Annotated in this window: 21 protein-coding genes; 15 read left to right on the top strand and 6 right to left on the bottom strand. The window is 59.9% G+C overall.

Features of this window, described 5'->3' with window-relative positions; all coding sequences use genetic code 11:
- Positions 1-147: 147 nt before the first annotated feature.
- Together msrA and AC13CN_RS01140 are read right to left on the bottom strand one after the other, a co-directional pair.
- A complete protein-coding gene (gene msrA, locus AC13CN_RS01135; RefSeq protein ID WP_062362793.1) occupies positions 148-729 on the bottom strand; it encodes a peptide-methionine (S)-S-oxide reductase MsrA in 582 nt (193 codons plus the stop codon).
- Positions 730-844: 115 nt separating this feature from the next.
- Positions 845-1,753 carry a LysR family transcriptional regulator gene (locus AC13CN_RS01140; RefSeq protein ID WP_054645129.1) on the bottom strand — a complete coding sequence of 303 codons (909 nt, stop codon included), beginning with the start codon at positions 1,751-1,753 and terminating at the stop codon, positions 845-847.
- A gap of 138 nt (positions 1,754-1,891) precedes the next feature.
- Here AC13CN_RS01140 and AC13CN_RS01145 point away from each other — a divergent pair, with 138 nt between their 5' ends.
- From AC13CN_RS01145 to AC13CN_RS01190, 10 genes are all read left to right on the top strand, one after another.
- Positions 1,892-3,403: a CoA-acylating methylmalonate-semialdehyde dehydrogenase gene (locus AC13CN_RS01145; RefSeq protein ID WP_074210244.1), complete on the top strand. Its 1,512-nt coding sequence runs from the start codon at positions 1,892-1,894 to the stop codon at positions 3,401-3,403.
- 27 nt (positions 3,404-3,430) lie between these two features.
- The gene (locus tag AC13CN_RS01150) at positions 3,431-5,110 is read left to right on the top strand and encodes a GMC family oxidoreductase (RefSeq protein ID WP_074210245.1); all 1,680 of its coding nucleotides are present in this window, start codon (positions 3,431-3,433) and stop codon (positions 5,108-5,110) included.
- A 190-nt stretch (positions 5,111-5,300) separates the two neighbouring features.
- The gene (locus tag AC13CN_RS01155) at positions 5,301-5,507 is read left to right on the top strand and encodes a cold-shock protein (protein ID WP_054641278.1); all 207 of its coding nucleotides are present in this window, start codon (positions 5,301-5,303) and stop codon (positions 5,505-5,507) included.
- Between the two features lie 248 nt (positions 5,508-5,755).
- Positions 5,756-7,525 (top strand): SLC13 family permease, encoded by a 1,770-nt coding sequence (locus AC13CN_RS01160; protein ID WP_074210246.1) that lies wholly within the window; start codon positions 5,756-5,758, stop codon positions 7,523-7,525.
- A 72-nt stretch (positions 7,526-7,597) separates the two neighbouring features.
- Complete coding sequence (locus AC13CN_RS01165) at positions 7,598-8,263, top strand: alpha/beta hydrolase (protein ID WP_074210247.1); 666 nt, start codon at positions 7,598-7,600, stop codon at positions 8,261-8,263.
- 50 nt (positions 8,264-8,313) lie between these two features.
- Positions 8,314-9,003 carry a Na(+)/H(+) antiporter subunit B gene (locus tag AC13CN_RS01170; RefSeq protein WP_058576851.1) on the top strand — a complete coding sequence of 230 codons (690 nt, stop codon included), beginning with the start codon at positions 8,314-8,316 and terminating at the stop codon, positions 9,001-9,003.
- Positions 9,000-10,490 carry a complex I subunit 5 family protein gene (locus AC13CN_RS01175; protein ID WP_062362778.1) on the top strand — a complete coding sequence of 497 codons (1,491 nt, stop codon included), beginning with the start codon at positions 9,000-9,002 and terminating at the stop codon, positions 10,488-10,490. Before AC13CN_RS01170 ends, AC13CN_RS01175 begins: the two co-directional genes overlap by 4 nt.
- On the top strand, positions 10,487-11,992 hold the full coding sequence (locus tag AC13CN_RS01180) for a complex I subunit 5 family protein (protein ID WP_062362780.1): 1,506 nt from the start codon (positions 10,487-10,489) through the stop codon (positions 11,990-11,992). The genes AC13CN_RS01175 and AC13CN_RS01180 overlap by 4 nt, the downstream gene beginning before the upstream one ends.
- Positions 11,989-13,758, top strand: a complete 1,770-nt coding sequence (locus tag AC13CN_RS01185) for a proton-conducting transporter transmembrane domain-containing protein (protein WP_083602196.1) — start codon at positions 11,989-11,991, stop codon at positions 13,756-13,758. The genes AC13CN_RS01180 and AC13CN_RS01185 overlap by 4 nt, the downstream gene beginning before the upstream one ends.
- Complete coding sequence (locus tag AC13CN_RS01190) at positions 13,755-14,759, top strand: YihY/virulence factor BrkB family protein (RefSeq protein ID WP_054641279.1); 1,005 nt, start codon at positions 13,755-13,757, stop codon at positions 14,757-14,759. Before AC13CN_RS01185 ends, AC13CN_RS01190 begins: the two co-directional genes overlap by 4 nt.
- Positions 14,760-14,829: 70 nt before the next feature.
- On the opposite strand, the gene AC13CN_RS01195 is transcribed toward AC13CN_RS01190, so the two are convergent.
- Together AC13CN_RS01195 and AC13CN_RS01200 are read right to left on the bottom strand one after the other, a co-directional pair.
- Positions 14,830-16,239, bottom strand: coding sequence for a PhoH family protein (locus AC13CN_RS01195; protein WP_062362783.1), 1,410 nt, complete (start codon positions 16,237-16,239; stop codon positions 14,830-14,832).
- 206 nt (positions 16,240-16,445) lie between these two features.
- Positions 16,446-17,315: a LysR family transcriptional regulator gene (locus tag AC13CN_RS01200; RefSeq protein ID WP_054645130.1), complete on the bottom strand. Its 870-nt coding sequence runs from the start codon at positions 17,313-17,315 to the stop codon at positions 16,446-16,448.
- 119 nt (positions 17,316-17,434) lie between these two features.
- Between AC13CN_RS01200 and AC13CN_RS01205 the strand changes: the two genes are divergently transcribed.
- Positions 17,435-18,298: a cation diffusion facilitator family transporter gene (locus AC13CN_RS01205; RefSeq protein ID WP_054641280.1), complete on the top strand. Its 864-nt coding sequence runs from the start codon at positions 17,435-17,437 to the stop codon at positions 18,296-18,298.
- A 100-nt stretch (positions 18,299-18,398) separates the two neighbouring features.
- A complete protein-coding gene (locus AC13CN_RS01210) occupies positions 18,399-18,668 on the top strand; it encodes a hypothetical protein (RefSeq protein WP_054641281.1) in 270 nt (89 codons plus the stop codon).
- A gap of 57 nt (positions 18,669-18,725) precedes the next feature.
- On the opposite strand, the gene AC13CN_RS01215 is transcribed toward AC13CN_RS01210, so the two are convergent.
- On the bottom strand, positions 18,726-18,914 hold the full coding sequence (locus AC13CN_RS01215; RefSeq protein ID WP_054641282.1) for a DUF3008 family protein: 189 nt from the start codon (positions 18,912-18,914) through the stop codon (positions 18,726-18,728).
- Between the two features lie 107 nt (positions 18,915-19,021).
- Here AC13CN_RS01215 and ybaK point away from each other — a divergent pair, with 107 nt between their 5' ends.
- The 3 genes from ybaK (at position 19,022) to AC13CN_RS01230 (ending at position 21,915) form a co-directional block, all read left to right on the top strand.
- Entirely contained in the window at positions 19,022-19,489 is a 468-nt protein-coding gene (gene ybaK / locus AC13CN_RS01220) for a Cys-tRNA(Pro) deacylase (RefSeq protein ID WP_253557467.1), read from the top strand.
- Positions 19,490-19,602: 113 nt separating this feature from the next.
- The gene (dbpA, locus tag AC13CN_RS01225; RefSeq protein WP_253557469.1) at positions 19,603-20,994 is read left to right on the top strand and encodes an ATP-dependent RNA helicase DbpA; all 1,392 of its coding nucleotides are present in this window, start codon (positions 19,603-19,605) and stop codon (positions 20,992-20,994) included.
- 48 nt (positions 20,995-21,042) lie between these two features.
- Positions 21,043-21,915, top strand: a complete 873-nt coding sequence (locus tag AC13CN_RS01230; RefSeq protein WP_253557471.1) for a PA4780 family RIO1-like protein kinase — start codon at positions 21,043-21,045, stop codon at positions 21,913-21,915.
- A gap of 80 nt (positions 21,916-21,995) precedes the next feature.
- Here the strand turns inward: AC13CN_RS01230 and AC13CN_RS01235 are convergent.
- Positions 21,996-22,989, bottom strand: a 994-nt coding sequence (locus AC13CN_RS01235) for a transketolase-like TK C-terminal-containing protein (protein WP_483052960.1), incomplete at its 5' end; no start/stop codon positions are given.

Genomic DNA, 22,989 nt, shown 5'->3' on the forward strand with positions numbered 1-22,989 from the left:
CGTGGCTGGTGAGGGTGCGGCGACTGGCGCGGAACTTTATGTTGGGCATGGCACTGTCTGGGTGAATGGCGATAATGGCTATATTGCCATGCAGGTCAGTGGGTTAGAAGTGCTTCCGGGGGCCGGTCTCACGGATTCAGGTTTTACTTATTCAAAAGTAGGGCCGCCCGCTTCTTCGCCCCATACCTCTTCCAGTCGATCATCCCGACCGCAGCTTAGGCGGTAGAATTTATAGCGCAGCGGATTTTTTTCATAGTAATCCTGGTGGTACTCCTCTGCGGTCCAAAACTCGCTGGCTGGCAGGATGTCGGTCGTGATCTCTTGATCAAATCTGGCTTCCATCTCAGCTTTTGAGGCTTCCGCTAATTCCCGCTCTTCATCGTTGCTGTAGAAGATGGCCGAGCGGTACTGGTCACCGCTATCGCAAAACTGACGGTTAACGGCGAAGGGGTCTATGTTGCGCCAGAAAATCTCCAACAGCTGTTCATAGCTAATCTGGCTATCGTCATACTCGATTTGTACGACTTCAATATGGTCAGTCCCGCCCCGGGAGATCTGCTCGTAAGTGGGGTTTTCAAGCTCGCCGCCCATGTAGCCTGAGATAGTAGCACTCACGCCCACCTGTTTATTGTAAGGAGGCTCCATGCACCAGAAGCAGCCGCCGGCAAAGGTGGCCTCTGCATTGGACTGCGCTTGGAGTGATGCGCTCGCAAAACCGGCAGCGGCCATCACGCACAGGGTTAAGGGGCGAATATGGGGAAATCGGGTCGTTGCAAACACTCCGGTGGAGGTGGCGAGTCAAAGCTCGTTATTGAGTCCATTAGTGTCGAGAGGTTCCGCTTCCTTACAGCGACCTTAGACGATGCGGCCACACCGTATCGAGGGTGTCTAGTGCGGCTTTAATCGTGGGCTCGGTGGCGCGGTCGCTGCGCCAGATCAGGCTTAATGCGCAGGGTAGGCGAACGTTGTCTGCCACCGCCAAGCCGCTCTCTTGGCGTTCGGCCATGGCTAGCGCGTCTCGCGCTAGGCTCAGGCCCACGCCTGCTCTGACTAAATCCAGCATACACGCTTCTTGGTCGACCTGTGCAACACGGTTCGGGGTCGCGCCGCTTGCGGCCAGCGCTCGCTTGAGTAGCCGGGAGTGCGCTGACACGGTGGGGGTCACAATCCAGGGTAGTTGCGCAAGCGCCTCCCAGCGGGTGTCGGCAAGTTTGGCTTCCCAGCCCCGCGGTGCCACCACGTGGTAGTGAAAGTGGGTTAACTCTCGCCATGCTAGCGTAGGATTGCCAGTGCCTTCGCCGGGCGGGGCGAGAAAAAAGCCCACATCTAACTCCCCCTGCTCGACGTTGCCCAATACGCTGCCGCTCATGCTGTGGTGAAGCTCGGTTTCCAGCTGTGGCGCACGGGCCATCAAGCGGCTGAGAAAATCGCCCAAGCGAATAAATTCCGGGTCAACAATGGTACCAATGCGCAGCTTGCCGCGCAGCGTGCTGTGTAACGCGCTGGCGCTCTGCTCAAAGGCCAGCGCGCTGGCCAGGGCATTTTCAGCGGCCGGTAGCAAGGCGTAACCATCGGCAGTCAGCGTTAACCCTTGTGGGCGGCGGGTAAACAGCGTTAGGCCCAGATGCAGCTGTAGCTGCTTCAACTTTAGGCTAACCGCGGGCTGGGTCAAATGAAGCTGCTCGGCCGCCTTTGAGACGCTGCCGGTATGGGCAACGGCCACAAAGGCCCGCAGCGTGGCGTACTCCTGCATGGTGGTGAACCTTCATTGTTATGTTATTAGCAAAGCTTATATCTGGGTTAAAAATTACTCAATTGCTTGGCCTGTTAGGCGGGGTAGTCTAGTGATCATCCTCCGATCACTTAAGCTTTTGTTATAAAGGTAGCGACAATGACAACCAACGCCATCCATCATTTTATTAACGGCCAACGCAGCGAAGGCGCCTCCGGCAGCGCCCAGGATGTCTTCAACCCTGCCACTGGGCAGGTCACTGGCCGCGTTGCCCTGGCTTCGGCCGCCGATGTGGACACCGCGGTGCAGGCCGCCCAGGCGGCGTTTCCCGCTTGGGCCGATGCGCCGCCTATTCGCCGCGCTCGGGTAATGTTTAAATTCCTGGAGCTGCTGAACGCCAATAAAGATGCCCTGGCCGAAGCAATCACCAAAGAGCACGGCAAGGTATTTACCGATGCCCAGGGCGAAGTGGCACGGGGTATTGATATTGTCGAGTTTGCCTGCGGTATTCCCCAGCTATTAAAGGGTGATTACACCGAGCAGGTCAGCACCGGCATTGATAATTGGACCGTGCGTCAGCCGCTGGGCGTAGTGGCAGGTATTACGCCATTTAACTTCCCGGCAATGGTGCCGATGTGGATGTTCCCCATCGCCATTGCTGCCGGTAACACCTTTATTCTCAAGCCCAGCCCGCTGGACCCTAGCGCCTCGCTGATGATTGCTGACCTGTTAACGCAGGCAGGTCTACCCGATGGCGTGTTCAACGTGGTGCAGGGCGATAAAGACTCCGTCGAAGCACTGATTGACCACCCTCACGTTAAAGCGCTGTCGTTTGTCGGCTCAACGCCCATTGCCAACCTGATCTACGAGCGTGGCGCGAAGCACGGTAAGCGCGTACAGGCACTGGGTGGGGCGAAAAACCATATGGTGGTGATGCCAGACGCCCATCTGGATAAAGCGGTGGATGCGCTGATTGGTGCGGCCTACGGTAGTGCCGGCGAGCGCTGCATGGCGATTAGCGTGGCCGTGCTGGTAGGCGATGTGGCCGATAAAGTGGTGCCGATGCTCACCGAGCGTGCCAAGGCACTAAAAGTGAAAGATGGCATGCAGCTAGATGCGGAGATGGGGCCAATCGTGACCCGCCAGGCACACCAGCGGATTACCGGCTATATCGAAAAGGGCGTGGCAGAAGGCGCGCAGCTGATTGTGGATGGCCGTGAGTTTGATAGCACACAGGCAGGCGAGAACTGCGCCGATGGCTTCTGGATGGGCGGCACGCTGTTTGACCACGTCACACCAGAGATGACTATCTATAAAGAGGAGATATTTGGCCCTGTGCTGGTGTGCGTGCGCGTACCGGATGTGGCTACCGCCATCCAACTGATCAACGACCATGAGTTTGGTAATGGCGTGAGTTGTTTTACTGAAAGCGGCAGCGTTGCCCGCGAATTTGGCCGCCGTATTCAAGTAGGCATGGTCGGCATCAACGTACCGATTCCAGTGCCTATGGCGTGGCACGGTTTTGGCGGCTGGAAGCGCTCGCTGTTTGGCGATACTCACGCGTATGGCGAAGAGGGCGTGCGCTTCTACACCAAACAGAAGTCGATCATGCAGCGCTGGTCGGACTCCATCGATACGGGTGCTGAGTTTGTGATGCCGACGGCGAAGTAACGCCTGACCGTTACGGGAGCCAAGCCCATGCCAACAAATACAACCACTCATCCCACCGCAGAAGCATTTGATTATATCGTGATTGGCGCAGGCACCGCAGGGTGCCTGATGGCCAATCGGCTAAGCGCCGACCCTGCAAACAAAGTGCTGCTGATTGAAGCGGGTGGTCGGGATAACTACCACTGGATCCATATTCCAGTGGGCTACCTTTATTGCATCAATAACCCGCGCACCGACTGGCTGTTTCGTACTGAGCCGGACAAGGGGCTTAATGGCCGCTCGCTGATCTACCCCCGAGGTAAAACCCTGGGAGGCTGCTCCAGCATCAACGGCATGATCTACATGCGCGGCCAAGCGCGGGATTACAACCACTGGGCGGAGGTTACCGGTAGCGACGAGTGGCGCTGGGAGAACTGCCTGCCGGACTTTATCAAACACGAAAACCACTACCGGCTGGATGAAGGCAGCGACGGTGATGAGACTCACCGTGCTTTTCATGGCCATGGCGGCGAGTGGCGGGTCGAGAAGCAGCGCCTGAAATGGGAAGTGTTGGATGACTTTGCCGAAGCAGCGGTGCAGGCGGGAATTCCCCGCACCGACGACTTCAACCGGGGTAGTAATGAAGGGGTTGCCTATTTTGAGGTAAACCAACGTGACGGCTGGCGCTGGAATACCGCTAAGGCATTTTTGCGTAGCGCGCTAAAGCGCGACAACCTGACGCTTTGGCACTCGACCCAGGTGAATCGGCTCTGCTTTGATGAGGAGCAGCCAACGCTTCGTTGCACTGGGGTAGAAGTGGTGCGCAGCGGTAAGCCCCAGCGTGTTCAGGCGAGAAAAGAAGTGGTGCTGTGTGCGGGGGCCATTGGCTCGCCCCACCTTTTGCAGCTATCGGGCATCGGGCCTGCTGAGCATCTACGCGAGCACGGCATTGAGGTAGTGCACGACCTGCCTGGGGTGGGCGAAAACCTGCAAGATCACCTCCAGATTCGCTCGGTGTATCGTGTCAGTAATGCCAAAACGCTCAATGCTATTGCCAGTACGCTGTGGGGCAAGGCGGGGATTGGCTGGGAGTATGTGACCAAGCGCACCGGGCCGATGAGCATGGCCCCTTCGCAGCTTGGCGCGTTTACCCGCAGTTCTGACGATCAGCCGTATCCCAATATTCAGTATCACGTGCAGCCGCTCAGCCTAGAGGCCTTTGGGCAGCCGCTGCATCCGTATCCGGCCATTACCGCGAGCGTATGCAACCTGAATCCTACCAGCCGAGGAACGGTGCGTTTGAAAAGCGCCGACCCGCGTCAGGCACCGGCGATTTCGCCGAACTATCTCAGCACGCCGGAGGATCGCAAGGTGGCGGCTGATTCGCTGCGGGTAACCCGGCGTATCGCCGAACAGCCTGCCTTCGCTAAATATTTGCCTGAAGAGGTAAAGCCGGGCGTTGAGTATCAAACCGATGACGAGCTAACGCGGCTAGCGGGAGATATTGGCACGACGATTTTTCACCCGGTCGGCACCACGCGGATGGGCAAACGTGATGACCCAATGGCGGTGGTGGATGAAAAATTGCGGGTACTTGGGGTGGTGGGATTACGGATCGCGGACGCGGGCGTAATGCCTACCATCACCAGTGGAAACACTAATTCGCCCACGTTAATGATCGCTGAAAAAGCCGCTGGATGGATTTTTAAAGAAAATTCATTGCATTGACATTTTTTTTCATCATAGTGTTGACGTGCGGCTTGGTTAAGCGCATGCTGAATGCAGTTGGTTAGCAAGTCGAACGTTGTCAGCAGTATCGAAACGCTCTAGCGTTGAGTCTGGTGAAAGTTTCTTGTTCTACCCACTGCAACTCGGGTATTACCCGGCTCTACATTAAGCTTTATCGAGGATTTCGATCATGGCAACTGGTACCGTTAAGTGGTTTAACGACACTAAAGGCTTCGGCTTCATTTCTCCGGACGACAATGGCGACGACCTGTTCGCGCACTTCTCCGAAATTCAAGCTGACGGCTTCAAAACTCTGCAAGACGGCCAGAAGGTTTCCTTCGACGTCACCCAGGGTAAAAAAGGCCTTCAGGCTTCCAACATCAAAGTTCTGGGTTAATTCCAGCTTGGTGTTTGCCGCTAGCAGCGACTGCTAGCGAGCTAGAAAAACCCCGCTCAATGCGGGGTTTTTTCGTTGGTGTATGCTTATCTGCCTCACGCCTCACGCCTCACGCCTCACGCCTATATTCTATTTTCTTCTTACTGTGTTTCTAAAAATAACTTTTTAGAATATCTGCTAGGCGGCACAATGCTCTTCGTATTGTTCGGTTATGTCAGTTGAGTGGGCTTGAGAAAGGATGTGGGGTTATGTCGCTGGATGCTTGGATTGCAGTAGGAGTCGTGCTGACTATCTTCCCGTTGATGGCGTTGTCACGCCTAGGGCCAGATATCATTTTAATGGGCGCGGTGGTGGTGCTGATGACGCTTGGCGTGATTGACCCACAGCAGGCGCTGGGTGGATTCTCTAATAGTGGCCTGTTTACTGTAGCGTTTATGTACGTGCTGGTGGCCAGTATTCGTGAAACGGGCGGTATCGATCTTATTATTCGCTACGTGCTGGGGCGGCCAACCAGCGAGCGCGGCGCGCTAACACGTCTATTGTTACCTGTGGCATCGCTCAGCGGTTTTCTCAATAACACCCCGGTGGTGGCGACGTATATTCCCGCCGTCATGAGCTGGAGCCGCCGTGTGCGGCTTTCCCCACAGCGCTTGCTCATGCCGCTGAGCTTTGCCTCTATTTTAGGCGGTACTATCACGCTATTTGGCACCAGCACCAACTTGGTCGTGCACGGGCTTTTGATCGAGCGCTATCCGGACTTATCCATGGGGTTGTTCGACCTGGCATGGGTCGGTATCCCCGTCGCCGTGGCGGGGTTGGCGTATCTAATTCTTCTCGGTCCGCGCCTTCTACCTGCCCGTGGCGGTACGGCCAAAGCCTTTGCCAACCCCCGTGAGTTCACGATCGAAATGGAAGTCGACCCGGGCGGTGTCTTGGTCGACCGCACCGTCGAGGAGGCAGGTCTGCGCCATTTGCAGGAGCTGTTTCTCGTCGAAATCGAACGCGCCGGCAACGTGGTCAGCGTCGTCGGCCCTGGCGAGCAGTTAAAAGGCGGAGACCGCCTCGTCTTCGTGGGCACCTCTGACGCCGCCGTCGAGTTACAGCAGATTCGCGGGCTGATCCCCTCACGGGATGGCGCGTCGAGTCTGGAGAAGGAGTTCAAAGAGCGCCGTTTGGTCGAGGCGGTGGTCTCCAATCAGTGCCAGTTTATTGGTCAGCGGATTCGTGATGGTCGATTTAGAACGCTATACGGCGCCGCCGTGCTGGCGATTTGCCGCGGCGGCGAGCGCGTGACGGGGAACCTTGGACAGGTACGCCTGCAGCCTGCCGATGTATTGCTGTTAGAGGCGCGCCCGCCGTTTATCGAGCGCCATCGGCAGTCGAAAGATTTCTTACTGATCAGTGAGCTAAACGGCTCTGCGCGGCCCATTCATGAGAAGGCCCCGCTGGCCTGGGGGATTTTGCTAGGTGCGGTGCTGCTGGCTGCGTTTGGTGTTCTGAGTATGCTTAATGCCGCCATGCTGGGGGCGGCGATGGCACTGCTGACCGGCTGCTGCACAGTGGGCGCGGCTAAGCGGGGCTTAGATACTCAGGTGTTATTAACCATTGCCGCCTCGTTTGGGGTGGGGGCAGCGTTACAGTCGTCAGGTGCAGCGGATGCCATGGCAGGCAGCGTGCTGTCGTGGGTGGCAGGCAGCCCGTGGTTGCTGCTGATGGGTACCTACTGCGTGGTGGCGCTACTCACGGAGCTAGTGACCAACAACGCCGCGGCGGTGATTATTTTTCCGGTGGTCATGGCTGCCGCAGAGAGCCTTGGGGTGAGCCCCATGCCATTTGTGGTGGCTGTGATGTTTGCTGCCTCGGCCAGTTTTCTGACCCCGATCGGCTACCAAACCAACTTGATGGTGCATGGTCCTGGTGGCTATCGAGTCAGTGATTTTTTACGTGTTGGTGGTGGTTTAAACGTACTGACCGGTGTGATTGCGGTCACGCTGATTCCATTGGTGTGGCCGTTTTAAGCGGTTAATGTCTCGCTCCCCGCGCTGCTTTACGCTAGGGTGACGCTTTTAATATCAGTAAGGAAATAACCCATGACAGCCCCAGGCGAACTGATTATTGAGCCAAAAAATGGTCAACCCGCCGATGCGTGTGTGTTTATTATTCATGGCCTAGGTGCCGATGGGCATGATTTTGAACCCCTAGTGCCAGCTCTGGCACTGCCGAAAAACGCGCATGTGCGTTTTATTATGCCCCATGCTCCGCGCCTGCCGGTCACCATTAACGGCGGCATGGTAATGCCCGCCTGGTACGACATTCTGGCGATGGATTTGGGCCGCCGGGTTGATGAAGTTCAGCTGAAAAAATCCGCCGAGCGTATTCAGGCGCTGATTCAAGAGCAGATCGATCAGGGTATCGATAGCCAGCGGATCATCGTGGCGGGTTTCTCCCAAGGCGGCGCGGTGGCGTATCAGGCTGCGCTCTCGTTCCCGCAGCCGCTAGGCGGGCTGCTGGCGATGTCGACCTACTTTGCTACTGCCGATAGCATCGAGCCTGCCGAGGCTAACCGTCAGGTGCCGATTGAAGTTCATCACGGTAACTTCGACCCCATCGTGCCTGAAACCTTGGGCCGTAGCGGCGTTGAGCGTTTAAAAGCCATGGGTTACAGCGTCAACTATCGCCAGTACCCCATGGCACATGCATTGTGTCCGCAGCAGGTCAACGATATCGGCAGGTGGTTGAGCGAACGGCTCGCGTAGTACGGCCTCCTTTTTCGCTGGCCAATGCACAGGATAGGCGGAGGCACTTCATGATGTCGGTGGATATATTGGAAGCTGGGCTGGCGCTTTGCCTGGTGGCAGTGGCGCTTGCCTGTCTGTTGGACCGCCATCTGCGGCGGACCTGTCGGCTGTTTTTGCTGTTCACGCTGCTGATGAGCCTGGCCTGGTGGCAGTGGCAGGCGCCCTTGCTGGGGCTGATGGAGCTGGTGCTGGGGGGCGCGCTCACCGGCGGCAGCTTCTTCTATGCCCTGAAGGCATTTCCCTCGGCTCACCCGGAGGCTGCCCACTACGACCGAGTGCAGCACGGGGCCGGGCATGTCATCAGTCGTGGGCTGCTGGCGCTGGCGTGGAGCGTGATGATCGGCGCCGCGCTGCGCTACCTCTTGCCCGACATGGTCTACTCGTTGAGCGAACACCCCTTGATGCTGGCGGCGGTCGTCATGGTCTCGGCGGCCATGGGGGCTTTTGCACTGCATCGACATTGGCTGCGTCGGTTGGTGGCCTTCAATGTGCTGGGGTCGGGTGTGTTTCTGCTGTTGGCAGGCATGGTAGGTCCCTTGCCCAATGCCCAGGCGCTGATTGGCGTGGGCTTGCTGATTGCCTGGCTGGGCACCCTGCTGGGCGTGCTGTTGATACGACATCTGCTGCAGCTGGAAGGGGTGTCGGCCCTGGTCGATGAGCAGCCAGCCCCCCTGGCCCCTCGTGAGGCTTCACAATGAGCTGGCGTTTTGGCTTGCATGACAGCACTTTCGAGCCGTTGTGGTCGACCCACTGGGCGCTGCTGGTCGTTCTGCTGCTACCTACCCTGATAGGCCTGCTGGGGGCCTGGTTGCGTCCCGCGCGTATGGTGCCCGTACTGCTGGCCTGTACGCCGGTGCTGGTAGCAGGCCTGTGGATGGTCATGGATGCCCAGCAGGCGGGCGTGTTGCGCTGGCAATGGCAGCTGGCAGGGGTGGATCTGGCGCTGCGCTTCAGTGGCGTGAGCGGCTTCATGCTGCTGATTACCCAGTGGGTCGCGTTGGCCGCTGCGCTGTATACCCCTGGGCACTTGGCGCTTTCCCGGCCTGGCCCCCAGGGGCGCTGGCTGTGGCCGCTCATGGGCGTTCTGGTGAGCGCGCTGTCGTTGATCTGGATGGCGGCCGATTTGCTGACGCTCTACGCCGCTTTGGAGCTGATGGGGCTGGCCGCCGTCGGCATGCTGCTGCTGTCGGGCAAGGGCAGTGCGTTCAAGGCCGGTATGCGCTACCTGCTGCTGGCGTTGGTGGGGTCGTTGGCGTTCCTGCTGGGCATTGCCCTGCTGCTGGGGTACTGGGGGGAACTGACGCTGATGGGCCTGGCCCAAGTCGTCGAGCCAGGCCCGGTGAGCTGGGTCGCGGCGGCACTGATGGGCGCGGGGCTGGCGCTGAAGGCTGCACTGTTTCCGCTGCATGGCTGGCTGACCCCGGTGCACGAAAACGCCTGGACGCCAGTGAGCGCCCTGCACGCGGCGCTGGTCATCAAGGCCTCGCTGTTCATTCTGCTGATGGTGTGGAGCGTGCTGCTGCCCGATACCTGGCTGGCCCCGCAGCTGGTGGGCTGGCTGGGAATGGCGGCCATCCTGTGGGGCGGGCTGGTGGCATGGCGGGCAGCGTCGCTGAAAACCTTGATCGCCTCGTCCACGGTGGGCCAGCTGGGCTATTTGATGGTGGCATTTCCGCTACTGCTGGGGCCGCAAGCCTCGCCACTGCCCCAGGCGCTGGCCTGGGAGGGTTTCTGGCTACAGCTGATGGGGCACTCGCTGGCCAAGGCGGCGATGTTTCTGGCGGCCGGCAATCTGCTGCTGGCCACCGGCAAGAGCGCTCTGCAGGCGCTGGCGGGCACCAGCCGCCGATTGCCGCTCTCGCTGCTGACTTTCGGCATCGCCTCCATCACGCTGATGGGCCTGCCCCCCAGCAGCGGTTTCACGGCCAAGTGGCTGCTGCTGCAGGCCATGGTGCTCACTCAGCAGTGGCTTGCCGTTGCAGCATTACTGGTGGGAACGCTGCTGACCGCGGCCTACGTGTTCAGGGTCTTCCGCTACTCGTTTGATGAAACCGCACCGCGCCATGACTACCAGCCGTTGGCGCCGGGCATGGATGCGGTGGCACTGGCGCTCGCCCTGGCCGCGCTGCTGCTGGGTCTGTTGGCCCACTTGCCGTTGGCCCTGCTACAAGGAGGTGGCGCATGAACGCAGCCTGGTTACCGCTGACCACACTGGCGACCTCCATGCTGGCCGCCGTGGCCATTTTTGTGCTACCCGAAGAGGCGCGGCGCTGGCGTACCGGCATCAACCTGCTGGCGGCAGTCAGCAAGATCGTGCTGGTCGTGCTGATGGTCGGGCGCGTGGCGGAAGGCTACGAGGACACCTTCAGCTTCCAGATTGTCGAGGGCGTCGATTTCGTACTGCGCGCCGATGCGCTGGGCGTGATGTTTGCTGGCCTCTCATCGCTGCTCTGGTTGTGCACCACGGTGTATGCCATTGGCTACCTGGAGCATGCGGCCAACCGCAAGCGCTTCTTTGGCTTTTTCAGCCTCTGCGTGGCCAGCACGCTGGGCATTGCGCTCTCCGGCAACCTGTTTACCTTCCTGATTTTTTATGAAATGCTGACGCTGTCGACCTACCCGCTGGTAGTGCATTCGGGCACGGCCAAGGCGCTGGCGGCAGGGCGCGTGTATTTGCGTTACACCCTGACCGGCGGGGTCGTGCTGCTATTGGGGGTCGTGCTGCTGTATAGCCTGACAGGCGACCACTCCTTTGCCTCCGAGCGGGGACTGTCGCCTTACCTGGCAGACCACCGTGGCCTGCTGACGCTGATCTTCGTGCTGCTGGTCGGCGGCCTGGCGGTCAAGGCGGCCATGGTGCCGCTGCATGGCTGGCTGCCCAGAGCCATGGTGGCGCCTGCGCCGGTGAGTGCGCTGTTGCATGCCGTGGCGGTGGTCAAGGCGGGGGCCTTCGGCATTCTCCGCGTGATCTATGACCTCTACGGGATCGAGCTGAGCGTCGAACTGGGGGTGACCACGGCCTTGGCCATCGCGGCCTCCATCACCATCATCTACGGCTCGCTGAGGGCCATCGCTCAGCAGGAACTCAAGCCACGGCTGGCCTTCTCGACCATCAGTCAGGTGTCGTATGTGATTCTGGGGGTCAGCCTGTTTGGGCCTTTCGGCACCATCGGTGCGCTCGCCCATCTGCTCCACCAGGGGCTGATGAAGGTCACGCTGTTTTTCTGCGCGGGCAACTACGCCGAAGAGCTGGGAATTCATCGCATCAATGAGATGGACGGTGCTGGCAAACGCATGCCGCTGACCAGTCTGGCCTTTACCGTGGGGGCGCTGGGCATGATCGGGCTGCCGCCCATCGCGGGGTTCATCACCAAGTGGTACCTGGGCATTGGCGCCATTCAGGCCGAGATGTATTGGGTGGTGGCGGTGCTGGTAGCCAGCAGCACGCTGAACGCCATTTACTTTCTGCCTATCCTGCATCGGCTCTGGTTCCGGCAGGGGCCCGATCATGGGGTGGGTGCGTGGCCCAACGAGCAGCGTCTGGGGCGCCTGGAAACCCATGGCTGGCTATTGTGGCCAGCCGTGTTTACCGCGCTGGCCAGCCTGGGGGCCGGGCTGCTGGCAGGCTTGCCGTTTAGCCCTCTGGACTGGGCAACTCGGGTGGCGGTAGGGGAGTATCTACCATGATGACGACACTGCTGCTGGCCGTGGCCTTGCTCTGGCCGCTGTGCGTGGCTGCCGGTGCGGTATGGCATGCCTACCGCACCCCGCCAGCGCAGCGGCGCTACTGTTCCTGGCTATGGGTCAGCGCCGCCTGGCCCGCGTTACTGCTGGCTTATATGGCTGAAGGCCGTTGGGTACTGGAAGCCTGGATGCTGGGGGGCTGGTGGGAGCTGAATGCGCTCAGCCGCCCCTGGTTGGCCTTCAGCGCGCTGCTATGGAGCCTGGCAGCGCTGCATGCCCGGGGCTACTTTGCCGCCGAGGAAGCCTTGGCTCGGGGGGGCGATGACGACGCCCAGCGGCGCTTGCAGCGGTTGACGCTGTTGTGGCCCCTGGCCCTGCTGGGCAACGTCCTGCTGATCCTTGCCCAGGACATTGCCAGCTTTTACCTGGGCTTTGCGCTCATGACCTTTGCTGCCTACGCGCTGGTGGTGCATAGCGGCAGCGCCGAGGCGCGGCTGGGGGCTCGGGCCTACCTGATCCTCGCCGTGCTGGGCGAAGGGCTGATTCTGGGGGGACTGCTATGGGCGGCTGGCTCCATCGACACCTTGACCCTGGAGGGCGTTCGCGAGGCCATTGCCCGCTCGGAGCACGGTGCCTGGATGGCACTGCTGCTATGGCTGGGGTTTGGCGTCAAGGCCGGGGTGGTGGGGCTGCATGTGTGGCTTCCGCTGGCCCACCCGGTCGCCCCTGCGCCTGCTAGCGCGGTGCTTAGCGGCGCCATGATCAAGGCCGGGCTATTGGGCTGGCTGAACGTGCTGCCCCTGGGGGAGTCGGGCCTGGCGCCTGAATTGGTACTGCTGGGCCAGGCCATGATGGCGCTGGGGCTGGCCGCCGCGTTCGGGGCTGCCCTGTATGGTGTGTGGCAGCGTCACCCCAAGGCCGTACTGGCCTATTCGAGTATCAGCCAGATGGGCATGCTGACGGCGCTGGTAGGCACCGGGTTGACGGTGCCTCAGGCGTGGCTACTGCTGCTGCCCGGACTGGTGCTGTTTGCGGCCCATCATGCGCTGGCCAAAGGGGCGCTGTTCATGGGAACCAGCATCAGCGAACACATGCCCCGCTGGCGTGTACCGCTGCTGTTTGCGCTGATGGCGCTGCCGGGCGTATCGCTGACAGGTGCCCTGGCAGCTGGGCTGGTCAGCAAGTGGGGAGTCAAATCGGTGCTTTACGATGCCCAACTGACCACGCTGGTGCTATTGCTGACCTGGGCAGCCGTGGGCACCTCGCTGCTGGTGAGCGTGTGCCTGTGGCGGCAGTGGCAGCTGCGCAAGAGCGGTGGCAGCCACCCCATGCAGTGGGGCGCCTGGTTGGCCGCCGTGGTGGCCGCGCTGGCCACCCCGCTGTGGCTGCCGCTGTACGGTTCCGAGGTGCCGCCGTTGGCCGAGTGGGCCGGTATCGTCTGGCCTTTCCCGGTGGGTCTGTTGGCGTTGGTGGTAGCGCTTTCCCTGCACCAGCGTGTGAAAGTTTCTCCACCGCCAGCGGGCGATCTATGGTGGCTGTACGCGCCGCTGGCAGGCTATGCCCTGCAGGGCTGTCAGCGCTTCAGTGATGCGCTGGGGCGCGTCAAAGCTGCGTCGGTGGCGCACAGCCTGGCTTTCGAGCGAACGGTCATGCAACTGCTCAGGCACAGCCTGCGTGCAGAGCCCTGGCTGCGCCAGCACGGCAGCGGGCTGATGATGGCCATGGCCGTGCTGCTGGCGCTACTGTTGATGTGGGAGGGACGGGCATGAGCAAGCCACAGGCGGGGTCGCAAGCGTACCAGGCAGACCGAGGGCGCCAGGCCGTGACGCCGGATGACATACCCCGGCTAGGCTGGCTGGATATCGGCTGGCGCGTGTTGAGGGCGGCCCGCCGAGACCGGGTGACCATGTACGCTGCCTGCGTGGCGTTCTACGCCTTGCTGGCGCTGTTCCCCACCATAGCCGCCGTGATTTCCATCTGGGGGCTGCTGTTCGACCCGGTAGAAGCAGGGCGCCAGCTTTATGAAATCAGCCGTTTCATGCCGTCCGATGCGGCCAACCTGATCGATCAGCAGGCCCAGAACGTGGTGGAAAGTGCCCAGCGAGGCAACGTCATGGCCGCCCTGGCTGGGTTGATGGTGGCCATGTACATCGCTTCCAAAGGGGTGTCGGCGCTGGTGGTGGGCCTCAACGTGGTTTACGGCGAGCGTGAGAAGCGGCCCGCACTGTTGCGCCTGGTCGTGCTGGTGGCGCTGACGTTCGGGCTCATCGGCATGACCCTGGTGTCGCTGGGGTTCATTGCCGTGGTGCCCATGCTGGTGGAATGGCTGATGGTGGAGCCTCCCTTTGACAAGCTGTTGCAGTGGCTGCGCTGGCCAGCGCTGCTGGTGCTGATGAGCCTGCTGATTGCGCTGTTGTATCGCTTTGCACCGTACCGCCGAGCGGCCAAGTGGCGCTGGCTGAGCTACGGCACGCTGCTGGCCACCGCCACCTGGCTGCTGGGGTCTGGGGGGGTGTCGCTTTACGTGCGCTACTTCTCCTCTTTCAGCGAGCTTTACGGTTCACTGGGCGCCGTGGTGGCGCTGATGCTGTGGTTCTGGATGTCGGCTTTCGTGGTGCTGCTGGGGGCCGAAATCAACTGTGAAATGGAGCGCCAGACCTACCAGGACACCACCACCGGCGAGCCGCGCCCGCTGGGTGACAGAGACGCCTTTGCTGCGGATACGGTGGGCGTGAAGACCCCTTGGCAGGATCGCGACTCGCAGGATTGAGCAGCGGCGACCGCCCAGCCAGGCTGTGCGGTCGTGGGTTGGATGGTAGGACGACGACGTCAGTGGCTGTTCAAAGCAGTTCCTCTGCTGCCAGTGCCAGCCGTGAGCGCTCGACGCTTTTCAGCGTTATGTGACCTGCATGGGGCCAATCCCGGAACCGCTCCACCACGGCGGCCATGCCGCAGGTGTTGGCGGTCAGATAAGGAGTGTCGATCTGCCCCACGTTGCCGAGGCAGACGATCTTGGTGTTGCGTCCTGCCCGTGTCACCAGCGACTTGAGCTGTTTGGGCGTGAAGTTTTGCGCCTCGTCGATGATCAGAAACGTATCGTTGAGCGTGCGCCCGCGCATGAAGCTGGGCGAGCGGATCTGCACCCGCGAGCCGATCAACTGCCGCGTGGCACCATTGTCCCAGCTCGACTCTCCCTCTTCGTTGCGTAGCAGGTTATCCATGTTGTCATGGAAGGCCCCCATCCACGGCGACATCTTTTCCTCTTCCGTGCCCGGCAGAAAGCCGATGTCTTCGCCCATGGGAATGGGGGCTCGAGTGAACACGATGCGTTCGAAGCGTTTGCTGTCCAGGGTCTGCTGAAACGCGGCGGCCAGGGTCATGAAGGTTTTACCGGTGCCCGCATTACCGGCAATGGTCACCAGGTCGATCTCGGGGTCCATGAGCAGGTTGAGGGTAAAGTTCTGGCGGCTGTCATGGGCGTGTACCCCCCAGACGCCCGCGTGGTGGCGGTAGTTGGTAAGCAGCTGCAAGCGGGCAGAGGAGGGCGATAGCTCCCGAACGATGGCTTCGAATTCCGCGCCGTTTTCGCTATCCGACACCAGCATGCCGACATGCCAGTCCCTGGGCATGGTGCCGCTGAGCTGGTAGAAAGTGTGGTGCGCGACGCGCTCGACATTGACCTCCACGTTGAGACTTTCCCAAAGCGAGGCACCGCCCAGGCCTGCGGCCTCGTACACCTTGGCCCCTTCGATCATCGCATCGCTGTCGGAGAAGGCGCGGTCGTTGAGGTAGTCCTCGACGGGCACTTTCAGCGCGGTAGCCTTGACGCGAAGATTGATGTCCTTGGTGATGAGAATGACCGAGGCATCCGGGCGCTCGTCACGCAGGCGGCAGGTCTCTGCCAGGATGCGGTTGTCGGGACTGTCATCCAGCGCGTCGAACGGCTTCAGGTCGTTGTAGCACAAAAAGTGCAGCCGACCGGACTCCCCGCTGATACGTGGAATGGGGATGCCTTTCTGGATTTCATCGAAGGTGACCTGATTGGTCAGGTCGGACAGGGTGCGGCTGATCTGGCGAGCGGTGCGGGCAATTTCACGGATGCCGTTCTTGTGCTTGTCCAGCTCTTCAAGCACGGTCATGGGGATAACCACATCGTGCTCATCAAAATGATAGAGCGCAGTGGGGTCGTGGATCAGGACATTCGTGTCTAGGACATACAGCCTAGTCGCTTTCTTATCGAGTCGTACCATCGCGGAAACTACTCCTTGGTTGACGGCAACATCGACACTGGCAGACGCACTTTACGCTTAGATGACACTTGCCTGTGTCGGTTCTCTAGCGTGTCCTTAGTTCTCCTTATCTTCCGTTTTTTAGTTCAGCAATTTCTAACAGCGTGGAATGCATTTGGGATTTTCGCCACTCCTTAATTTCAACGTTGCTATGGGGGTAAGTCCTATTAGCGAGTCGTCCCTAAAAAGCGTGTGACGTTGGTGAGTAATGCAGTGGCGACCACGCCCAGGCTTTCACCTTCGACATAGCGGTAGTAGTGGCTTTCCAGCAGCAGGTCGTGGTTGAGCGCACACAGCGTGTGATTGGTTAAGGCGTCTTTAACCAGCGGGTAAGGCAGTAGCGCCCAGCCGGTCCCGTTAATTACCGCATCGCGAATCACCTCGAACATGGTCAGGCCCAGATAGTTGGTGGAGAACAGCGCCTCGCTCACCAATTTGTCGCCTTGGTCGAAGGTCAGGCATACCTGGGTGTACTGTGCCAAATCATCTTTGGTGACGTTGGGCAGGCGACTGAGTGGATGCCCAGGTGCCGCCACGAGACTCATGCTCACCGGGGCAAGGTTGCTGGCGTTCACCGAGGCCCCTTCAGCGGTGTAGAGCCCAAAGGCAATATCCACCGTTTGGCGCAGCACGAACTGGGCATGCTCCTGAGGTGGGAGCAGGTATACCGAAATGGCCGTGAGCGGGTAGCGCTGCTTCAGGTCGTGCATGACCTGTCGCCAAAACGCTTCAGGCAGCGCGTCGTCCCGCGCGATGCAGAGCTGGCTCTCAACGCCCTGCAAGTGCTGCTGGCAATGTTTATTGATGCGGCTGGCGCTGGTTAACAGGCGGTAGCAGTCGGGGAGTACGCTTTCCCCCACCGCTGTTAGCTGTAGGCTGTTACCCGAGCGCTCAAACAGCGCCACGCCCAGACTATCTTCCAGCGCATTCACCGCGGCGCTCAGCGTGCTGCGCTTTATGCCGGTATGCCGGGCAGCAGCGGCAAACGACCCATGTTCTGTGACATCAATAAACGCCTGTACCTGTTCTGCGCGCATGCAAACTACCTTGTGAAAACCCTTTGAGCGCCAATATAGTTGGCGCTGAGCGATTGGTGAAGCGCTAATGCACCCATTATGATGGCGGTCTTTTATCACCCTCTATTGGAGCAACCCGCGTGACCCCCTTTGTCGCCGAGCGCCGTGCGCTCAGATTTTCCGCCATTTCTGCCAGTCTGTTCGCGTTTACCGGCCTAGCGCTCGGCTTGGCCAGTGGCTCGATCACGATACTCTTCGACAGCGGCTATTCGCTATTAAGTTTAGTGCTGGCCTCGCTGTCGCTGTTTGCCCTTCAGCAGGCGCGCAAGCCCGCTGATGATCACTACCCCTTTGGGCGGCTGACGGTAGAGCCGTTGGCAGTGCTGCTCAAAGGCGTGGTGATTGCCCTGGTCTGCCTGTTTTCTCTGGTCTCGGCGCTGTGGAGCCTGGCTCAGGGAGGCCGCCTGGTGACCCTGGACCTGGCTCTGATCTTTGGTGTGGTCAACGTCACGGGGTGTCTGGTGACGTGGTGGTGGCTGGCGCGCCATGCGCGGGTTGCCAAGTCTTCGCTATTGAATGCCGAGCTTCGTCAGTGGCAGATGGATACCTGGCTGAGTGCCGCCGTGATGCTGGGGTTCGTGCTGACCTGGGGGCTGACGTTGACGCCCTGGGCGCATCTGGCACGGTTCGCCGACCCGGTCATGGTGCTGATTATCGCGGGCTATTTCTTGCCCATGCCGATTCGCATGGTCAAGGATGCCTTGCGTGAACTGATGTTCGGTGAGCCCGTGGGCAGCGTTCGTCAGGAAGTGATTCAGGAAGTGGCGGATTTCGATATTGCCGACGACGATGTGCGCCTGGCCCAGGTGGGCAGTTTCCTGATGGTGGATATCCAACTGGACAAGCAGCAGATCGATGACGCCGAAGAGATCGTGGAAAGCGTCGAGCAGCACTGCAAGCAGCGTAATTTGCGCCCGGTCATGAGCATTACACTGGTGACCTGAGCCCGCATCAAAAAAGATTGACGGTGGCGCTGGGCGAGTGGTATCTAGCGCTACCGACAACTGGTGTCGGTTTATCACTGCTTGTGAGGGTTGTAAAAACATGCCATTGCGCCGCTGTTTGCCCGTACTGCTGGCTACCGTCCTGGTGGCTGGCTGTGCCAGTAATACCGTTGCCCCCCGTTACACCACGGAAAATCCTGACGTGATGCGTATCGGCGGAGATCGCCCTGTCAGCGCTGACCCGCGTATCGAAAACGCCGGTTCGTTCTGCCTGGAAACCACCGAGCGCTGGAACGAGCATGGCCGCACGCCAGATGGCCAAACGCTGTGGGCGAAAGATACTCTGCGCCGCGTGGTGCCTTGCCAATAATTGGCTGACATAGGCTCACGCAAGCTGCGCCAGCGCAACCCGCTGGCGCAGCATTGGTCAGTCGTTCTCTTTCTTTTGCGGTTTGCCCTTACGCTGGGTACCCGCCATCTCTTCCAACTCCTCTTCGCTCATCGAGTCATACATCTCTTTTGAGGCGTCATACAGCTCGCTTGGCTTGGTCTCACCGCGCTTAGCCGAGAGGGCAGCCCCGGCGGCTTTCTGCTGTGCTTTGGAGGTGGCTTTCATTTTGCGACTCCTGTCAGTTGACTTCCGTTACTTGCTCACGTTATTAAGCCGAGCAGTGGGTACTAATGTTTTCAGACTGGCTGGCGCGTTTAACTTAAGAGACCTCCATGACACCGGCAATCAACAGCGCAAGGCACGCAGGTATTGCGTTTCAGCTCCATGAGTATCAGCACGATAATGCCGCTCCCTCTTATGGGCTGGAAGCGGCTGAAAAACTCGGCGTCACGGCTGAACAAGTCTTCAAAACCCTGGTGGTAAGCCTGGATGGCAAGCAATTGGCCGTGGGGATTGTGCCGGTGAATAGCCAGCTTGGTTTAAAGCAGATTGCCAAAGCCGCCGGGGCAAAAAAGGCCGTGATGGCGGCGCCTGAGATTGTCGAGCGCACTACCGGCTACGTGCTGGGCGGCGTCAGCCCGCTGGGCCAAAAAAAGCGTTTGCCCACCTTCATCGATGCCTCTGCAAAGGCGTGGTCCACCCTCTACGTAAGCGCCGGACGGCGCGGGTTGGAGATCGAACTCTCTCCTGATGATTTAGCGGCATTAAGCCTAGGGCAGTTTGCGGCGCTGTCAGCGTAAACGGCCTTTGGAAGGAGAGGCCTCGCTAGCGGCAAGGCAGGGGGTGGCACTTTCTGGTATGGTGCTCCACATTATCGGTTTGCTGGGCAACACGCCCCCTTCAGGAATTTTTTGTGTCAGATACCTCTTTTGCATCCCTTGCGCTCTCTCCCGCGCTGCTGAGCACCCTAGACTCCCTTGGCTATCACGAAATGACGCCTGTTCAGGCCCAAAGCCTGCCGCCTATGTTGGCGGGCCGCGATGTCATGGCCCAGGCCAAAACGGGATCGGGCAAAACCGCGGCCTTTGGTTTGGCGCTACTCTCCCAATTACGCGTTGAGGCGTTTAGCGTACAGGCGCTAGTGCTGTGTCCCACCCGAGAACTGGCGGATCAAGTGGCGGAAGAGCTGCGCCGTCTCGCCCGCGGGATGCCCAACGTGAAAGTGCTCACGCTCTGCGGCGGCGCCCCGTTTGGCCCGCAGCTCGCATCGTTGGAGCATGGCGCGCACATCGTGGTGGGCACGCCGGGCCGGGTGGACGAGCATCTGCGCAGAGGCTCACTGACGCTGGGGTCACTGACGACCCTGGTGCTGGACGAAGCCGACCGTATGCTGGACATGGGCTTTCAGGTCACCATCGACGACATCATCGCCGATACCCCCGCTGACCGACAAACGCTGCTGTTCAGCGCGACGTTTCCCGATGAGCGAGAGGGGCTGGCAGCCATGACCCGCGGCGTGCTGCGCGACCCGGTCAGTGTCAAGGTTGCAGAGACCCACGATGCCACGACCATCGAGCAGCACTTTTACCGTTTGTCCCATGACGACGACCGTTTTGATGCGTTGATCGAGCTGCTGCTTGCCACGCGACCTACCACTAGCGTGGTGTTCTGTAATACCAAGCGGGAAACCCAAGCCGTGGCCGATGGCTTGGTCGATGCGGGCTTTAGCGCCGTTGCGCTGCACGGCGATCTCGAGCAGAAAGACCGCGACCGGCTGCTGGTGCTGTTTGCCAATCAGAGCGCATCGATTTTGGTCGCCACCGATGTGGCCGCCCGCGGGCTCGACATTGCCCAGCTGGACGCCGTCTTCAATTACCAAATCGCCCGTGAGCTGGACGTCCACGTTCATCGCGTCGGCCGCACGGGGCGCGCAGGAGCCAGCGGTATCGCCTGTACCCTGGTCACACCGCAAGAAGATTATCGACTCGAACGCCTCGCTGAGCTGTTGGGCGAGCCGCTCGCGACCGAGCCGCTGCCGAGAGCCACCAACGTTTCGCCGTTCGAGCCCCCCATGGCCACGCTACAGTTGGCGGGTGGCAAGAAAGATAAGCTGCGCCCTGGCGACATTCTGGGCGCACTGACCAGCGAAGGCGGTCTGCGTGGTGATCAGGTGGGTAAGATCAAGGTGTTGGCCCGAAGCGCTTACGTCGCGGTGGCGCGCAGCGCTGTCCAGAAAGCTCAGGCCAAGCTGGAGCGGGACAAACTCAAAGGGCGAGCTTTTCGCGTGCGACGCATTCGCCATTAACGATCCCAATGACGTGGTCGCTATCATAAGGAGCCTTCGCAGCAAGTTATGAAAACACCCAAACGATTACAGCCCTTGGTCGATGACGGCCTGATCGATGAGGTGCTGATGCAGTTGATGAGCGGCAAGGAAGCGCAGGTGTATGTGGTGCGCTGCGGCGGAGACACACGCTGTGCCAAAGTCTTCAAAGAGGCCAAACAGCGTAGCTTCAAGCAGGCGGTGCAATACCAGGAAGGGCGTAAAGAGCGTAACAGCCGCCGAGCAAGGGCCATGGCCAAGAAAACCCGCTACGGCCAGAAAGAGCAGGAGCAGGCGTGGCTCACCGCCGAGGTGGATGCGCTGTATCGCTTAGCCGCAGCTGATGTTCGTGTGCCAAAGCCCTATGGCTTTGTGGATGGCGTGTTGCTGATGGAGATGATTACCGACGCTGAAGGCGATGTAGCACCGCGCTTAGACGATGTCACCCTGACCGAAGAGCAGGCGCTGCGCTATCACGCCAAAGTGATTCAAGACGTGGTGAAAATGCTCTGCGCGGGTCTGATTCATGGTGACCTATCTGAGTTCAACGTGCTTGTTGATGCCGATGGCCCGGTCATTATCGACTTGCCCCAAGCGGTAGACGCGGCCGGTAATAACAGCGCCGCCGCCATGCTGGAGCGCGATGTCGATAACATGCGCGCTTATTTTGGTCGCTTTGCTCCCGAGCTGCTCACTACTCACTACGGCAAGGAGATGTGGGCGCTTTATGAAGCGGGCGAGCTGCACCCCGATAGCAAACTCACCGGCCACTTCGAGTTTGATGACCACATTGCCAATTTGGACGAGCTGATGGAAGTGATCGACGACGCCAAAGAGGAAGAAGCTGAGCGTCAGGCGCGAATGCGTGATGACGACGAGGATGCAAACTCACAACCATACTGACTATACCCTCAATAATTAGGCTCTTCTTATTTTAGAAGTAATGTGAAGAGCCTGATCATGAGATAATTATTAATTAAAACTTAGCTAAACAGCTCATTGGCTTGTTTAACAATGTTCTCGACGGTAAAGCCGAAGTGCTTGAACAGCTCGCCAGCCGGGGCCGACTCACCAAAGGTGGTCATGCCAATCACGCGGCCATCGAGACCAACGTATTTGTACCAGTAGTCGGCATGGCCAGCTTCGATGGCAATACGCTTGGTGACGGCTTTGGGTAGCACGCTTTCGCGGTAGTCAGCGTCTTGGCCATTAAAACAGTAAGCGGACGGCATGGAGACTACGCGCACGGCTTTACCCTGCTGCTCCAGTTCGGCCGCGGCGTCCATCGCCAGAGAGACTTCGGAGCCTGTGGCGATCAGGATCAGCTCTGGGGTGCCTTCGCTATCTTTCAGCACATAGCCACCGCGCTGGATAGACGCGAGCTGGGCCTTGGTACGCTGCTGGTGGGGCAGGTTCTGGCGTGAAAGAACCAGGGCTGTCGGGCCGGAGTGGCGCTTAATCGCGGCATCCCAGGAAGCGGCGGTCTCCACGGCGTCACAGGGGCGCCACGTGTTGAGGTTCGGCGTGGTGCGCAGGCTAGTAAGCTGCTCAATCGGCTGGTGCGTCGGGCCATCTTCGCCCAGGCCAATAGAGTCGTGGGTAAACACGTAGATAGCCTGCTGACCCATCAGCGCCGCCATACGCACGGCGTTGCGCATGTACTCCATAAAGATCAGGAAGGTCGCGCCATACGGCACAAAACCGCCATGCAGGGCGATACCGTTCATCACCGCGCCCATGCCGAATTCACGCACACCGTAGTGCAGGTAGTTGCCGCTGGCATCGTCGGGGGTGATCGCTTTCGCGCCCTTCCAGAACGTCAGATTAGATGGCGCTAAGTCAGCGCTGCCGCCGAGCAGTTCCGGCATTTGCGGGCCAATCACGTTCAGCGCTTCAAACGACGCTTTACGCGAGGCAATGCTGTCGCCTTTCTCTTGGGCCTGCTCGATCAGCGCTTCAGTCGTCAACTCCGTGGGC

The organism is Vreelandella sp. L-25 (assembly GCF_056857535.1).

Bases quoted from the DNA above. Each gene is read 5' to 3' on its own strand.
- ybaK (WP_253557467.1), top strand. From the start codon at position 19,022: ATGACACCGGCAATCAACAGCGCAAGGCACGCAGGTATTGCGTTTCAG.
- msrA (WP_062362793.1), bottom strand. From the start codon at position 729: ATGGCCGCTGCCGGTTTTGCGAGCGCATCACTCCAAGCGCAGTCCAAT.
- AC13CN_RS01160 (WP_074210246.1), top strand. From the start codon at position 5,756: ATGTCGCTGGATGCTTGGATTGCAGTAGGAGTCGTGCTGACTATCTTC.
- AC13CN_RS01190 (WP_054641279.1), top strand. From the start codon at position 13,755: ATGAGCAAGCCACAGGCGGGGTCGCAAGCGTACCAGGCAGACCGAGGG.
- AC13CN_RS01155 (WP_054641278.1), top strand. From the start codon at position 5,301: ATGGCAACTGGTACCGTTAAGTGGTTTAACGACACTAAAGGCTTCGGC.
- AC13CN_RS01180 (WP_062362780.1), top strand. From the start codon at position 10,487: ATGAACGCAGCCTGGTTACCGCTGACCACACTGGCGACCTCCATGCTG.
- AC13CN_RS01170 (WP_058576851.1), top strand. From the start codon at position 8,314: ATGATGTCGGTGGATATATTGGAAGCTGGGCTGGCGCTTTGCCTGGTG.
- AC13CN_RS01200 (WP_054645130.1), bottom strand. From the start codon at position 17,315: ATGCGCGCAGAACAGGTACAGGCGTTTATTGATGTCACAGAACATGGG.
- AC13CN_RS01215 (WP_054641282.1), bottom strand. From the start codon at position 18,914: ATGAAAGCCACCTCCAAAGCACAGCAGAAAGCCGCCGGGGCTGCCCTC.
- AC13CN_RS01175 (WP_062362778.1), top strand. From the start codon at position 9,000: ATGAGCTGGCGTTTTGGCTTGCATGACAGCACTTTCGAGCCGTTGTGG.
- AC13CN_RS01195 (WP_062362783.1), bottom strand. From the start codon at position 16,239: ATGGTACGACTCGATAAGAAAGCGACTAGGCTGTATGTCCTAGACACG.
- AC13CN_RS01145 (WP_074210244.1), top strand. From the start codon at position 1,892: ATGACAACCAACGCCATCCATCATTTTATTAACGGCCAACGCAGCGAA.
- AC13CN_RS01140 (WP_054645129.1), bottom strand. From the start codon at position 1,753: ATGCAGGAGTACGCCACGCTGCGGGCCTTTGTGGCCGTTGCCCATACC.
- AC13CN_RS01165 (WP_074210247.1), top strand. From the start codon at position 7,598: ATGACAGCCCCAGGCGAACTGATTATTGAGCCAAAAAATGGTCAACCC.
- AC13CN_RS01150 (WP_074210245.1), top strand. From the start codon at position 3,431: ATGCCAACAAATACAACCACTCATCCCACCGCAGAAGCATTTGATTAT.
- AC13CN_RS01210 (WP_054641281.1), top strand. From the start codon at position 18,399: ATGCCATTGCGCCGCTGTTTGCCCGTACTGCTGGCTACCGTCCTGGTG.
- AC13CN_RS01185 (WP_083602196.1), top strand. From the start codon at position 11,989: ATGATGACGACACTGCTGCTGGCCGTGGCCTTGCTCTGGCCGCTGTGC.
- AC13CN_RS01230 (WP_253557471.1), top strand. From the start codon at position 21,043: ATGAAAACACCCAAACGATTACAGCCCTTGGTCGATGACGGCCTGATC.